This is a genomic window from Sphingomonas sp. S6 (assembly GCF_043498045.1).
GTDB lineage: Bacteria > Pseudomonadota > Alphaproteobacteria > Sphingomonadales > Sphingomonadaceae > Sphingomonas.
Genome location: NZ_JBIEOE010000001.1, coordinates 501370 through 515896, shown reverse-complemented (window position 1 = coordinate 515896; position 14527 = coordinate 501370). Strand labels below are relative to the sequence as shown.

The following is a 14527-nucleotide window of genomic DNA, read 5'->3' as shown; positions in this document are numbered from 1 at the left end:
GGTTCCTGTTGTCCGGCTGGTAGGCATCGGCGCGGCCAGGTGTCGACTAAATCACGGTTTATTTTCCGTGGCCGATCGCCGTCCGGCGGAGTGTGCCCTTGTCTCCCCAGCCAAAGGGTGATGAGCCGTTAGCGCCGCACACGCCGGTCAAACCTAAACTGCTATTCAGTTGACCCAGACCCAGCCGCAAGGCGATCAGACCCGTCATGGCGCGCATTCTGCTCATCGAAGACGACGACGGCACGGCCGACGAGATCAGTCTGGAGCTGACCTCGAGCGGGCATGGCGTTACGCGCGCCGCCGCGCTGGAACCGGCACGGGCGCTGTCGACCGGCGAGCCCTTCGATCTGTTGATCCTCGATCGCCAGCTGCCCGATGGCGAGGGGCTGGAGCTGCTGTCCGACCTCAGACGGAACGGCCAGCGCACGCCTGCGCTGGTGCTGAGCGCGCTGGGCAGCTTGGACGACCGGGTGCGCGGCCTGCGCGCGGGTGGCGACGATTATCTCCCCAAACCCTTCGCGCTGGTCGAACTGGTCGCGCGGGTCGAGGCGTTGCTGCGCCGGCCCAACGATACGCGCGCGACGCGGCTGATCGCCGGGCCGTTGGAGCTGGACCTCTTGGCCGGCACCGCGACGCGGGCCGGACGCCCGCTGGGCTTGCTGCCGCGCGAACTCAAGCTGCTCGACTATATGGTGCGCCGCGCCGGCCAGATCGTGACCCGCGCAATGCTGCTGCGCGACGTCTGGGGCTATAGCTTCGAACCCGACACCAATGTCGTCGATGTCCACCTCGGTCGCCTGCGCCGCAAGATCGATGGAGAGGGCGAAACACCGATGATCCGCAACGTGCGCGGCCAGGGGTATATCCTTGACGCGCCGCTTTGATCCGCGCACCCGATCGACGTGGCGCTGGGGCGGGGCACTGGCGGCGATGCTGGTCGTCCAGTCGCTGGTGATGACCGCCGCCTTCTGGATGCTCGCCAACGGCAGCCACCGCCGCGCGATCGAACATGCGCTGGGCGAGGATTGCGCCTTCTTCGCCCTGACCCCGGCGGAGGAGCGGCCCGAGGAATTGCGCGAAAAGCTGACCCGCGACATTCATCGCGATCGCTTCCTGGGGCTGTTCGACGCGCGCGGTCGCCTGATCGCGGGGAACATTGCCCGACTTCCGACGGCGCAGCCGAAGAACCGATCCTTCGTCGCCGATCTCGCGCCGACGGAATTGCCCGGCAAGCGGAGCGACGAAGCGCGCGTCATGGTCTGTCCCATGCCCGATGGCACGCGGTTGCTGACCGGCATCGACCTCGACGATACCGAAGAAGCGTTGCAGTTGATCTGGCAATCCTTGCTGCTGGGGCTGGTGCCGGGCGTGCTGCTCGCCGTTGCTTTCGGCTTCGTCGCCGGGCGCCGCGCCGCGCGGCAGGTGGATACCGTCCGCCGCCTGACGCAGCAAATCGTGTCGGGGGACCTCGAACAGCGGCTCCCGGTGGCGCCCTACCCCGACAGTTTCGGGCTGCTCTGTGCGCATATCAACACGATGCTCGACCGGCTCCAGCAATTGGTGGGCGACGTGCGCGGGATCGGCGACGACATCGCGCATCAAATGCGAACCCCTCTCACGCGCCTGCGTGCCAGGATTGATCGGGGGTTGCGCGATGCCGCCGATCGCGCGGCGTTCGCTGCCGTGGCGGATCAGGCGCTTGCCGAGATCGATACGTTGCTCGGCATCGTCAGCGCGCTGCTGCGGCTGCGGGAGATGGAGGATCATGCTCGCCGCAGCCGCTTCGCGCCCGTCGACCTCGCGCGCTTGGTCGACGATGCCTGCGACCTGTATCGCCCCGCCGCGGAGGATCGCGGCCTGACGCTGCTGTGCTCGATCGAGCCGGTGCCGCCCGTCGAGGGCGACGCCAGCCTGCTGATGGAAGCGCTCGCCAATCTGATCGACAATGCGATGAAATTCGGCCCGGCGGGCGGGACGGTCCACGTCTCGGTCGGGCTCCTCAGCGAGGGCGCGGTCGTTTCCGTCGCGGTCGATGGCGATGGCATACCCCCCGCCGATCGCGCCTTCGTGACCCAGCGTTTCTATCGCGCGCGCGCCGATGGCGGCGGCGCGGGGCTGGGGCTCAGCCTGGTCAAGGCGATTGCAGATCTGCACGCCTTCGACCTCCGCTTCGCCGACACTGGTAGCGCCGTGTCGCTCATCGTCAGGCGATCGGAGGCGCGCGCGTCGGGCTGACCCGGGCCGCGGCTATTTCGCCGGGGTCGCCTCGACCGTCGGCAACGGCGCCCAACCGAGGCCCAGCGCCTTTTGGAGCGAGACGTAATCGCCGGTGAGTGCCGCGAGGCCGGCCGACAGATTTTGCTCCGCGGCAACACGCTGGCGCTCCGCGTCCAGCGTATCGATCAGCGTCGCGGTACCCGCCCGGAACCGCTGCTGCATCAGCCCCGCCGCGCGATCGGCGCTCGCCTTGCTTCGCATCAGGCTCGCCACCGTTTCGCGACGGCGGCCGAAGCGCGACAGCGAATCCTCCGCGTCGCGCAGCGCCCCCAGCACCGCGCCGCGATATTGCGCCTCCGCCTCGTCGCGCTGGCCCTTGGCCTGATCGACACGCGCCCGGCCGCGGCCAAAATCGAGGAAATTCCACTGCAGCATCGGCGCTGCAATGCCGAGCAGCTTGTCGGGGCTGATGTCGGACAGTTGCGTGCCACCGAGTCCGATCAGCCCCAGGATGTTGAGCCGGGGGAAGCGCGCCGCATCGGCGATGCCGACCTGCGCGGTGCGCTGCGCGAGCTGGCGTTCGGCAGCGCGGATATCGGGGCGGCGTTGCAGTAGCGCGGCGGGATCGCCGATGGCGACCGACGCGGGCGGCAGCGGCACCGGTGCGGGGGCCGTCAGCTGGGCATCGAGCGCGCCCGGCTCCTGTCCCGTCAGCACGGCCAGCGCGTTGAGATAGCTTTCGAGTTCGGCCTGCAACGGCACGATCTGCCCATTGGTCGCCTCGAGCTGCCCGGTCAGCCGCTCGACGTCGAGCGCCGAGGCGGCACCCTGATCGAACCGCTGGCGGGTGAGGTCGAGCATGCGCTGCTGCATTTCGGCCGAGCGGCGCGACAGCGCGATCCGCTGCTGCCGATCGCGCAGCGCGACATAAGCGTTGGCGACATCGGCGGTCAGGCTGACCTGCGCGTCGGCGACATTGGCCTCCGCCGCCTGCGCCTGCGCACGCGCCGCTTCCACCTGCCTACGCTGACCGCCGAACAGATCGACCTCCCAACTCGCATCGAAGCCGAGGTTGTACAGGTCGACCGCGCTCGCGCCGGTATCGCCCTTACCGGTCAGGTCGATACCGGGGATGCGGGCATGCGCGTAGACGGCAGAGGCATTGGCGCTCGGTGCCTGATTGGCGCGTTGCAGGCGCAAGCCCGCGCGGGCCTGGCGCAGCCGGGCTTCCGCCACGGCGATGTTGGGATTGCCCGCCAGCGCCTGCCGCTCGAGCGCGGTCAGAGTCGGGTCGTTCAGCTGCGTCCACCAATCTGCGACGGCCGGTGCCGCGGTGGTGGTCGCGGGCCCCGCGCGCTTGAAGCCAGCGGTGCCGGTCGCATCGGCGAGCGTCTTCGGCGGGCCGGCATAATTGGGACCGACGGTGCAGGCGCCAAGCAGCAGCGCCGGGACGAGAAGGGGGAGGGTACGCATCAATCGCCTCAATGCATCGCCGCCATCTTGCCTTGCGGCAGGGGGCGCAGGAACAGGACCAGCGGCACGACACAGCAGATGCCGACCGACAACAGCCAGAACAGATCGTTATACGTCATCACCAACGCCTCGCGCTGGATCGTGCCACCAAGGGCCCTGAGCGCCGCAGCGGGATCGCCCAGCGCCCGCCCCGTGGCGGCGAGATAGGATTGCAGGTCGATCGAGTTGGCGTTCAGCGTCTCGTCGATCCGGCGTGCGTGCAGGTAGCTGCGCTGATCCTGCAACGTCGCGATGCCCGCGAGCGCAAACGATCCGCCGATGTTGCGCGCGGCGCTGAACAGTCCCGCGGCATCGCCCGCCTCGGATGGTTTGACCGAGGCGATCGCCGCCTGGTTGAGGAACACGAAGCCCAGGATCGTGCCGACCCCGCGCAGCAGCTGCGAATCGGTGAAAGCGCTGCCCACCGAGTCCGCCGTCAGCGTCGTGTCGAGGTGACAGCTCAGGGCCATCAGCAACAGGCCCGATGCCACCGCCAGCCGGATGTCGAGATGCCGGATCATGATCGGCACCAGCGGCATCATCAGCAGGCTGGGGATGCCGCTGAGCAGCACGACCTTGCCCGATTGCAGCGCGTTATAATCCGCGATCGCCGCAAGAAACTGCGGGATCACATAGCTGCTGCCGTACAGCACCATGCCGAGCACCAGGCCCATCGTCGCGACGCTACCGAACTGGCGGTCGAGCAACAGGCGCAGCTTTACCACCGGGTTCTTGGCGATGAACTGCCCTGCGAACAGCATGACCAGGCCGAGCACCGTCAGCGCAGTGAGCTTGATGATGAGCGCCGACTGGAACCATTGCTCGCGCTGCCCCTCTTCCAGCACGACGGTAAGGCCGCCGAGCCCGAGCGCGAGGCCGGCGATACCGAGCCAGTCGGCCTTCAGCAGCTCCTCGAGATGCGCCTTCTGGTGCGGCAGACCGACGAGCAGCAGCGCGAGCAGCACCGCGCCGACGGGTACGTTGAGGAAGAAGGCATAATGCCAGCTGACGTTCTCCGTCAGATAGCCGCCGATCAGCGGCCCGAGCACGGGGCCGAGGATGGCGGTGACGCCGAACAAGGCGGTGCCGATCGGCTGTTGCGATCGCGGGAGGCGGGTCGCGATGATCGTCATCGCGGTGGGGATCAACGCGCCACCGGTGATGCCCTGTCCCGCACGGCCGACGATCATCATGCCGAGCGAGGTCGACAGGCCGCACACCACCGAAAAGCCGGTGAACAGGATCGAGGCGATCAGCAGGAAGGTGCGCAGGCCCAGCACCCGCTCCAGCCAAGCCGCGAGCGGGATGATGATGATTTCGGCGACAAGGTAGGAGGTCGCGATCCACGTGCCCTCGGTCCCGCTCGCGCCGATCTCGCCCTGGATGACGGGAAGCGCCGAATTGACGATCGAGATGTCGAGCGTCGCCATCAGCGCCCCGAGGCTGCCCGCCGCCACCGCCAGCCACGCGCCGAGGTCGGCACGTTCGGGCGGTGCGTCGGCGTCCCGCTTCGGCGACGCCGTGTCGGCGGGGAGCGCCGCGCTGCTCATTGCGCCCGGCGTTCGTTATGCTGGTCCTGCTCCTCACGGATGCGCTGCACCGCACCCTTGGCCGAGCGCGTGTCGACCGTCACGTCCGCGGACATGCCGGGAACGAGCAGGGCACGCGTTTCGGGGCCGGCATCGATCGCGATGCGGACGGGGATGCGCTGGACGATCTTGGTAAAATTGCCCGTCGCATTCTGCGGCGGCAGCAGCGAGAATTGCGCGCCCGTGCCCGGCGATACGCTCTGCACGTGGCCCTTGATCTCGACACCCGGCAGCGCATCGACCTCCAGCGTCACCGGCTGGCCGACCCGCATCAGGCCGAGCTGCGTTTCCTTGAAGTTCGCCTCGACGTACAGCTGCTTGACCGGCACGATCGACATCAGGCGCGTGCCCGCCTGCGCGAACTGGCCGACGCGCACCGTCTTGTCGCCGACGCGGCCGTCGATGCTGGCGCGCAGGACAGTCGCACCGACGTTGACGTTGGCGGCGGTCAGCTGTGCCCGGCTCGCTTCGCCCTGCGCGCGCGCCTGCTGCACCTGCGCCTGCAACGTGCCCACGCGGCGATTGGCGCTGGTCAGCGCGGCCTGCGCTGCGGCGACCTGCGAATCGGCTTGACGCGCCTGATTTTGCAGCTGCGACAGACGCTCGCGCGTCTCGGCGCCCGACGCCGCGAGCGGTTGGTACCGGGCCACTTCGGCATGCGCGAAGGCGGCGTCGCTGCGCGCTGCGGTGAGGTCGGCCTGCGCCTTGGTGATGGCCGCCTGCTGTTCGCGGATCTGGGCACGCACGCCCTCCGCATTCGCGCGCGCCACGTCGATCTGCGCCTCGACCTGCGCGGCCTGCGCGCGATAGTCGCGGGCGTCGATCCGCAGCAGCGGCTGCCCGGCCTTAACCGCCTGATTATCCGTGACGAACACCTGGTCGACATAGCCCGATACCTTGGGCGCGATCGTCACGGCGTCCGCCTGGATATAGGCGTCGTCGGTGGCCTGCATGAACTTGCCCACGCTCTGGTAGCGGACATACCACAGCACGCCGCCGATCACCGCGACGGCGAGGACCAGCAACAGGATGATCCGCACCCGCGGGTTCTTCAGCGGCGACGCCTTCTTCGCTTCGGCATCGTCCTGCGAATCGGAATGATCGTCCTGCGTCTGCTCGTGGTCTGCCATGCTCTTCATCTTTTCAGACTGCGTGAGGCGCCTACATGCTCGCACTTGCAGCATAGCGCAAGACCATTTAATGAGGGTCCTCAGTTATGGCCTGCACCGAAAATCTCGCCTCCGACCTGTTCAGCCTGTTCCTGCGCATGCACCGGATGATGAATAAGCGTCTGGCGGAGCAGGGCGCTTCGTTGGCGCGCACGAAACTGCTGCTGTTTCTCGACCGGCGGGGGCCGTCCCGCGCAGCGGATATCGCCGACTTCTTCGATCAGGCGCCGCGCACCGTCACCGAGGCGATCGACGGGCTGGAGCGTGATGGGCTCGTCGTACGCCGGCCGCATCCGCACGATCGCCGCGTCAAGCAGATCTCGATCACCGAAGCGGGCGGGCGCGTGCTGGGTGAAACCGAACCGCTGCGGCAGGAGCTGATCGGCGGCGTGTTCGGCGCCCTCGACGACGACGAGCAGGCACAGCTTTCAATGCTGTTCGCGAAACTGTCTGCCAAGCTCGATGCGCAGGAGCCGCCCGCCGCCTGACTCGCAAATCCGGGCTATTTCCTTCCGATCCGGCCCATGTTACGCTCCGTTCGTCGCGCAACGACGCGATCGACAGGAGAGGTGCTGTGGACCGGTATCAACCGACCTTGTGCCAATGCGGATTTGGAATCCTGTGCTGCGCCAGCGGCATGGCGGCTTCGATCTGTGCGGTGACGTTCCTGCTGCTCGGCTGACCGCCGACAGCGTCATGGCCGAACCCTTCGCTGCGCGTCAGCAGCAACGGCCGCCGTTGCGCCCGCCGTACCGGGCTTGCTGCCGGTCGCGGAAGAACGCGCTTTCGCTCATGATCGGCCGGTCCGGATGTACCTCCGCCATATGCGCCCGGTATTTCTCGTAGGACGGCATGCCCACCAATAGGTGCAGGGCATCGCGGAGCGTACGGATCGTCCACGCAACCGTCACGCTGCCGCTCCCGCGGTCGCTGGTAGCTCACTGACCGACGGGGCGTCGATCCGCCGTGCCGCGAGGCACGTACGAACGCCGTAAGCGACGATCGAGACCACCACCGCCAGGAACAGCGCGCACAGCGCCGCATCGATCCGGTCGTTCATCACGATCCGCTGCATCTCGGCCAGCGACTTCGCCGGTGCCAGCACCTCGCCGCGTGCCGCCGCATCGGCGAAACGGCTGGCATGCGCAAGGAAGCCCACGCGCGGATCGGATGCGAACAACTTCATCAGGCTTGCCGTAACGGTGCAGAGCACCAGCCAGCTCGCCGGCAGGATCGTGACCCAGGCGTAGCGCTGCCGCTTCATGCGGAACAGCACGACCGTCGCCAGCGTCAGCGCGACCGCGGCGAGCATCTGGTTCGAAATCCCGAACAACGGCCACAGCGTATTCACGCCGCCCAACGGATCGGTGACGCCTTGGTAGAGGAAGAACCCCCAAGCCGCGACACACAGACCTGTGCCGATCAGCCCCGGTACGATGGAGGTCGCATTGCGGAAGCTCGGCACCACCAGCCCGATCAGATCCTGCAACATGAAGCGCCCCGCACGGGTGCCGGCGTCAACCGCGGTCAGGATGAACAGCGCCTCGAACAGGATCGCGAAATGATACCAGAAGGCCATCATCTCGCGGCCGCCGATCAGCCGGCTGAAGATGTGCGCCATGCCGACCGCCAGCGTGGGCGCGCCCCCTGCGCGACTGATGATCGTCGTCTCGCCGACGTCTTTTGCGGTCGCGGCGATCGTATCCGCACTGACGGCAAAGCCCATCTTGGTGACCGCGGCGGCCGCACTGGCGGGGTCGGTGCCGACGACCGCGGCGGGGCTGTTCATCGTGAAATAGACGCCCGGATCGATCACCGATGCCGCGACCAGCGCCATGATCGCGACGAAGCTTTCCATCAGCATCGCGCCATAGCCGATGAAACGCGCATCTCCTTCGCTCGCGATCAGCTTGGGCGTCGTACCGCTGGCGATCAGCGCGTGGAAGCCGGACACCGCGCCGCAGGCGATGGTGATGAACAGGAACGGGAACAAGGATCCCGACCACACTGGCCCGCTGCCGTCGATGAATTGCGTCAGGGCCGGCATGCGCAGCGGCGGGGCGACTACCACGATACCGATCGCCAGGGCAGCGATCGCGCCGATCTTGAGGAAGGTCGACAGGTAATCGCGCGGCGCAAGCAACAGCCACACCGGCAGCAGGGCGGCGATGGCGCCATAGCCGATCAGGATCCAGCACAGCTGGACGGGCGTATAGGTGAAACACGGCGCCAGCGTCGCCGATTCCGCGACATTTTGGCCGTAGATGATGGCAAGGATCAGGCCGACGAGCCCCAACAGCGACACCTCGCCGATGCGCCCCGGCCGGATCCAGCGCGTATAGACGCCCATCAGCAGTGCGAGCGGGATCGTGGCGGCGACGGTGAACAGGCCCCATGGGCTGCCGGCGAGCGCACGCACGACGATCAACGCCAGCACCGCCAGGATGATCACCATGATCATGAAGGCGCCGAACAGCGCGATCGTGCCCGGCACCGCGCCCATTTCCATGCGGATCAGCTCGCCGAGTGAGCGCCCGTCGCGTCGCATCGACAGGAACAGCACCATGAAGTCCTGCACCGCCCCCGCCAGCACGACGCCGGCGAGCAGCCACAGCATGCCGGGCAGATAGCCCATCTGCGCCGCCAGCACCGGCCCGACGAGCGGCCCCGCGCCGGCGATCGCCGCGAAATGATGACCGAATAGCACGCGCCGATCGGTGGGGACGAAATCGAGACCATCGGGATGGCGCACCGCCGGGGTGGGGCGGGCGGGGTCGATGCCGACGATCTTGGCAAGGTACAGCGCGTAGAAGCGATAGGCGATCAGATAGACGGAGACGGCCGCGACGACGATCCAGACGGCATTCACCGCCTCACCGCGTGCGGTCGCCACGACGCCCAACGCCGCTGCCCCGACCAGTGCGAGGACGATCCAGCCGATCCTGCTAGCGATGCCCATCGTTCCGTCTCCCTTTGTAGAAGACGCGTAGAGGGGCGGGACAGGAGGGGCAACCCGTGTCTCCCCTCCCTGGAAGGGAGGGGCAGGGGGTGGGTAGGGTCCTGGTGATACGATTCCGGCAGCGCGCGAGCGGCCGTACCACCTGGACGCCACCCACCCCCAACCCCTCCCTTGAAGGGAGGGGGGTGAAGCTACTCCACCCGGTTCGCCACCAGATCGTCCACCACCGCAGGATCGGCCAGCGTCGACGTATCGCCAAGGCTCGACACATCGCCCTCGGCGATCTTGCGCAGGATGCGGCGCATGATCTTGCCCGATCGCGTCTTGGGCAATGCGGGCGCGAACTGGAGCTTGTCGGGCGTGGCGATCGGCCCGATCTCCTGCCGCACCCAGGCGACCAGCGCCTTGCGCAGTTCGTCCGAACCCTCGCGGCCGGCATTCAACGTCACATAGGCGTAGATGCCCTGGCCCTTGACGTCATGCGGCATGCCGACGACCGCGGCCTCCGCCACCGCCTCGTGCAGCACCAGCGCGCTCTCGACTTCGGCGGTGCCCATCCGGTGACCGCTGACGTTGATGACGTCATCGACGCGGCCGGTGATCCAATAATAACCGTCCGCGTCGCGGCGACAGCCGTCCCCGGTGAAATAGCTGCCCTTGTAGGTCGTGAAATAGGTCTGGAAGAACCGTTCGGCATCGCCCCACACGCCGCGCATCTGCCCCGGCCAGCTTTCGGTGATGCAGAGGTTGCCCTGCGCTTCGCCGATTAGCGGGCTGCCCTGATCGTCGACCAGTTGCAGCGTGACGCCCGGCACGGGTTTGGACGCAGAGCCCGGCTTCATCGGCACCGCACCGGGGATCGGCGCGATCATGATGCCGCCCGTTTCGGTCTGCCACCAGGCATCGACGATCGGCGCACGGCCTTCGCCGACCACGTCGTGGTACCAGCGCCACGCCTCCGGATTGATCGGCTCGCCGACCGATCCCAGCACCTTCAGCGAACTGCGGTCGGTCTTGCGGACGAAATCGTCGCCCTCCTTCATCAGCGCACGCAGTGCCGTGGGGGCGGTGAACAGCGTATGGACCTTGTGCCGGTCGACCACCTGCCAGATGCGGCTGGCGTCGGGCCAGGTCGGCAGCCCTTCGAACATCACCGACGTCGCGCGGTTCGCGAGCGGGCCGTAGAGGATGTAGGTGTGGCCGGTCACCCAGCCGATATCGGCCGCGCACCAGAAGATCTGGCCGGGCTTGTAATCGAACGCGATCTCATGGGTCAGGCTGGCCCAGAGCAGATACCCGCCCGAGGTGTGCATCACGCCCTTGGGCTTGCCGGTCGAACCGCTGGTGTAGAGGATGAAGAGCGGGTCCTCGGCGTCCATCTCCTCTGCAAGGCAATCGGTGCCCACCGCCGCTGCCGCGTCATGATACCAGACGTCGCGGTCGCCCATCGGCACATCGGCGCCGGTCGCCTTGACGACGATGACCTTCTCCAGCGTCGGCGCACGCGCAGCCGCTTCGTCGACACACGCCTTCAGCTTGATCCGCTTGCCGCCGCGCCGGCCTTCGTCGGCGGTGATGACGATGCGCGATCCGCAATCCTCGATCCGGCCCGCTAGCGCGTCCGCCGAAAAGCCGCCGAACACCACCGAATGGATCGCGCCGATCCGGGCACAGGCGAGCGCGGCATAGGCCGCCTCGGGGATCATCGGCATATACAGGGTGACGCGATCGCCCTTGCCGACGCCCTGGCTTTTGAGCACATTGGCGAAGCGACAGACCTCGGCGTGCAGGTCGCGATAGGTGATGTGCCGCGCCTCTTCGGTCGGCACGTCGGGTTCCCAGATGATCGCCACCGTGTCGCCATGCGCGGCCAGATGCCGATCGATGCAATTGGCAGCGACGTTCAGTTTGCCGTCGGCGAACCATTTGATGTGAAAATCGGCCTCGGCGAACGACCAATCGCCGGCAATCGTGGGCGCGCGCGTCCAGTCGAGGCGCTTGGTCGCCTGGTCTAGCCAGAAGCCACCCGGGTTGCTCGCCGCCGCTTCGTACAGCTCGGCATAGGTCTTGGCGTTGAGGCTGGCGTTCGTCCAATTGCCGGTGATCGGATAGATTTCTGGATCGGTCATCACGCTCCCCCAACTCAAAACCGCGGGCACCTCCTGGGCGCCCGCGGCACTGCTTACCGATGCATCTCGCCCGGCGCCAGCCGTAGCGTCAGCGGCCGAGGAAGGTGAGCAGATCGTTGGTCAGCCGGTCGCCGTGCGTGGCGAACAGGCCGTGCGGCGCGCCGTCATATTCGACCAGCTGGCTGTCCGCGATCGCTTCCGCCGCCGCGCGGCCAGTAGCGTCGATCGGCACCGTCACGTCGGACGTGCCGTGGATGATCAGCGTCGGCACGCGGAAGGCGCTGAGGTCGGGGCGGAAATCGGTGTGGCCGAACGCCTCGGCGCAGGCGAGCGTCGGCTTCAGCCCCGCCTGCATCGCGGTCGCCGTCGCCGCATCCAGCACCGCATCGCTCACCGGATGGCTGATCACGCCCACGCCGAAGAACTGCTTGAAGAAGGTGCTGCGGAAGAAGTGTGCCCGATCCTTTTGGATATTCTCGCCGATCTCGGCCAGATCCGCTTCGGCGACGCCGTTGGGATTGTCATCGGTCTTCAGCATATAGGGCACGACCGATCCGACCAGCGCGGCGGCGATCACGCCCTTGCCGCCATGACGGCTCATGTAACGCGCGACCTCGCCGCCGCCCATCGAGAAGCCGACCAGCGTCGCCTCGCTGTCTGCGCCGGTCGCGGCCATCACATCGGCGAGATCGTCGGCGAGCGTGTCGTAGTCATAACCGCTCCACGGCTGGCCGGACCGTCCGAACCCGCGCCGGTCATAAGCGATCGCGCGGAAGCCAGCGTCGGCCAGCGCCATCATCTGCGGGTCCCAGCTGTCCGCCGACAGCGGCCAGCCATGGATCAGGATCACCGGACGGCCGGAGCCCCAGTCCTTGACGTAAATGTCGGTGCCGTCACGGGTTTTGATATAGGGCATGGCGATCGTCCTCTTGGGTAATGCGCTGCCCCCAACGAGGCGGATCATGAGGCCGTTCCGTAACCTGGATCACATTTCGGCCAGACCGTTCGCCAGGGGGGTCGCATGTCTGCAATCCGGGGAAGGGGGTGGCGCCATCCGGTCCGGCCTGTCAGGATCGGCTGCGACAAGCGCCGGAACGGCGGAGTGGAGACGGATATGACGGTGAGGGTAACGGCATCCCTTTTGGCAATGGCGATCGCGGCGACGGTATCGGCCGGCTGTTCGCGCGGCGCGGCGCCTGCCGCCAATCAGGCTGCCACTGCGCCCACGCCGAAACCCGTCGCGACCCCGAGCAACTGGGCGCGCTTTCGCGACGGTTTCATCGAAAGCTGGTTCCGGATCGATCCCGCGTTCGCGGTATATGAAGGCCGCCACGATTTCGACGGCCAGCTGCCCGACTGGAGCGCAGCCGGGCTGAAGCGCCAGTCCGAATTCCTCCACCAGACGATCGATCGCGCCAAGGCGTTCGGCAACGCCGATCTGTCCCCCCAGGAACGGTTCGAACGCGACTATCTGGTGCGCGTAGCGGAGGGCAAGCTGTTCTGGCTCGACGACGCTGACCAGCCGCACAGCAACCCGGCCTATTATGTCGGCGGCGGCCTCGATCCCAATGTCTATATCGCACGGCCCTATGCCGATGCGCCGACGCGCATGAAGGCGGTGATCGCCTTCCTGCAACGCGTGCCGTCGGCGGTCGGCAACATCCGCGCGAACCTGAAGACGCCGATGCCGCTGTCGTTCGTCGATTATGGCGTCGCCGGCTTCAACGGATTTGCCGATTATTACAGCGGTGACGCGGTCAAGGCCTTCGCCGACGTCAATGATCCCGCGCTGCAGGAGCAGCTCAAGACCGCCTCTGCCGCGGCTAGCGAGGCGATGCGCGGCCTCGGCACGTGGCTCGCCTCCCAACGCGGCAGCGCGACGCAGGATTTCGCGCTCGGTGCCGATCGCTTCCAGCGGATGGTCCGCGCGACCGAGGGCGTGGACGCCTCGCTCGATCAGCTCGAGGCAGCGGGCCGGGCCGACCTGAAGCGCAATCAGGACGCGCTCACCGCCGCCTGTGCGCTGTATGCCAAGGGCAAGACGATCCCGCAGTGCATCGACAAGATGAACGCGGACAAGGCGCCCGACGGTCCCGTCGCCGAAGCACGTCGTCAGATCCCGACCTTGCGGGCCTTCGTGATCGCCAAGGACCTGGTCACCATCCCCGGCACCGAAGAGGCGAAGGTCGAGGAAAGCCCGCCCTATAACCGACAGAATTCGGCGTACATCGATCCCGCAGGGCCGTTCGAGAAGAACGTGCCTTCGGTCTATTATATCTCACCGCCCGATCCCGCGTGGGACAAGAAGACGCAGGACGCGTTCGTTCCGGGGCGCAAGGACCTGCTGTTCACCTCGATCCATGAGGTGATGCCTGGCCACTTCCTCCAGTTCCTGCATTCGAACCGGGCCAAATCGCCGATCGGTCGCCTGTTCGTCGGCTACGCCTTCGCCGAAGGGTGGGCGCATTATGCCGAGGAGATGATGTGGGAAGCCGGCGTCGACAACGGCAAGCCCGAAACGCACATCGGCCAGCTGAGCAACGCCCTGCTGCGCGACTGCCGCTTCCTGTCCGCCATCGGCCTGCACGCACGCGGCATGACACAGGCGCAGAGCCTCCAGATGTTCCGCGAGCAATGCTATCAGGATGAAGGCAATGCGCGGCAACAGGCGGCGCGTGGCACCTACGACCCCGCCTATCTCAATTACACGATGGGCAAGCTGCTCATCCGCAAGCTCCGCGACGACTGGACCGCCAGCCGCGGCGGGCGCAAGGCGTGGAAGGCATTCCACGATCAGTTCCTCAGCTACGGCGGCCCGGCCATCCCGCTCGTCCGACAGCAGATGATGGGCGAGGACACGGCGCGGGCGGTGTTCTGATCCCGCCTCACCCGTCACCCCGGGTCAAGCCCGGGATGACGGAGTGTGGTTGGATGCCCCACCGCGACACCGGC

12 protein-coding genes are annotated in these 14527 nt (G+C 67.2%); 4 read left to right on the top strand and 8 right to left on the bottom strand.

Annotation, left to right across the window (positions count from 1 at the left end; genetic code table 11):
• The first annotated feature begins 206 nt into the window (after positions 1–206).
• Together ACGVWT_RS02355 and ACGVWT_RS02350 are read left to right on the top strand one after the other, a co-directional pair.
• Positions 207–884 carry a response regulator transcription factor gene (locus ACGVWT_RS02355; protein ID WP_315461218.1) on the top strand — a complete coding sequence of 226 codons (678 nt, stop codon included), beginning with the start codon at positions 207–209 and terminating at the stop codon, positions 882–884.
• Positions 868–2235: an ATP-binding protein gene (locus tag ACGVWT_RS02350; protein ID WP_315461219.1), complete on the top strand. Its 1368-nt coding sequence runs from the start codon at positions 868–870 to the stop codon at positions 2233–2235. The genes ACGVWT_RS02355 and ACGVWT_RS02350 overlap by 17 nt, the downstream gene beginning before the upstream one ends.
• 12 nt (positions 2236–2247) lie before the next feature.
• Here ACGVWT_RS02350 and ACGVWT_RS02345 read toward each other — a convergent pair whose 3' ends face one another.
• The 3 genes from ACGVWT_RS02345 to ACGVWT_RS02335 are packed head-to-tail and all read right to left on the bottom strand — an operon-like array spanning position 2248 to position 6448.
• Positions 2248–3690 (bottom strand): efflux transporter outer membrane subunit, encoded by a 1443-nt coding sequence (locus ACGVWT_RS02345; RefSeq protein ID WP_315461220.1) that lies wholly within the window; start codon positions 3688–3690, stop codon positions 2248–2250.
• Positions 3691–3698: 8 nt separating this feature from the next.
• Positions 3699–5279 (bottom strand): MDR family MFS transporter, encoded by a 1581-nt coding sequence (locus ACGVWT_RS02340; RefSeq protein WP_315461221.1) that lies wholly within the window; start codon positions 5277–5279, stop codon positions 3699–3701.
• Positions 5276–6448, bottom strand: coding sequence for an HlyD family secretion protein (locus ACGVWT_RS02335; protein ID WP_315461222.1), 1173 nt, complete (start codon positions 6446–6448; stop codon positions 5276–5278). Before ACGVWT_RS02335 ends, ACGVWT_RS02340 begins: the two co-directional genes overlap by 4 nt.
• A gap of 86 nt (positions 6449–6534) precedes the next feature.
• On the opposite strand from ACGVWT_RS02335, the gene ACGVWT_RS02330 reads away from it, so the two are divergent.
• Positions 6535–6975, top strand: coding sequence for a MarR family winged helix-turn-helix transcriptional regulator (locus ACGVWT_RS02330; RefSeq protein WP_116461165.1), 441 nt, complete (start codon positions 6535–6537; stop codon positions 6973–6975).
• 97 nt (positions 6976–7072) lie between these two features.
• Here ACGVWT_RS02330 and ACGVWT_RS02325 read toward each other — a convergent pair whose 3' ends face one another.
• The 5 genes from ACGVWT_RS02325 to ACGVWT_RS02305 form a co-directional block, all read right to left on the bottom strand.
• Positions 7073–7216 (bottom strand): hypothetical protein, encoded by a 144-nt coding sequence (locus tag ACGVWT_RS02325; RefSeq protein ID WP_315461223.1) that lies wholly within the window; start codon positions 7214–7216, stop codon positions 7073–7075.
• Complete coding sequence (locus ACGVWT_RS02320; RefSeq protein WP_315461224.1) at positions 7207–7398, bottom strand: YbdD/YjiX family protein; 192 nt, start codon at positions 7396–7398, stop codon at positions 7207–7209. The genes ACGVWT_RS02325 and ACGVWT_RS02320 overlap by 10 nt, the downstream gene beginning before the upstream one ends.
• The gene (locus ACGVWT_RS02315) at positions 7395–9446 is read right to left on the bottom strand and encodes a carbon starvation CstA family protein (RefSeq protein ID WP_394425213.1); all 2052 of its coding nucleotides are present in this window, start codon (positions 9444–9446) and stop codon (positions 7395–7397) included. The genes ACGVWT_RS02320 and ACGVWT_RS02315 overlap by 4 nt, the downstream gene beginning before the upstream one ends.
• A 191-nt stretch (positions 9447–9637) precedes the next feature.
• Entirely contained in the window at positions 9638–11575 is a 1938-nt protein-coding gene (acs, locus tag ACGVWT_RS02310) for an acetate--CoA ligase (protein WP_315461226.1), read from the bottom strand.
• Between the two features lie 88 nt (positions 11576–11663).
• Positions 11664–12491, bottom strand: coding sequence for an alpha/beta hydrolase (locus ACGVWT_RS02305; protein WP_315461227.1), 828 nt, complete (start codon positions 12489–12491; stop codon positions 11664–11666).
• Positions 12492–12689: 198 nt separating this feature from the next.
• Between ACGVWT_RS02305 and ACGVWT_RS02300 the strand changes: the two genes are divergently transcribed.
• Positions 12690–14453 (top strand): DUF885 domain-containing protein, encoded by a 1764-nt coding sequence (locus ACGVWT_RS02300; protein ID WP_394425211.1) that lies wholly within the window; start codon positions 12690–12692, stop codon positions 14451–14453.
• Positions 14454–14527 lie beyond the last annotated feature (74 nt).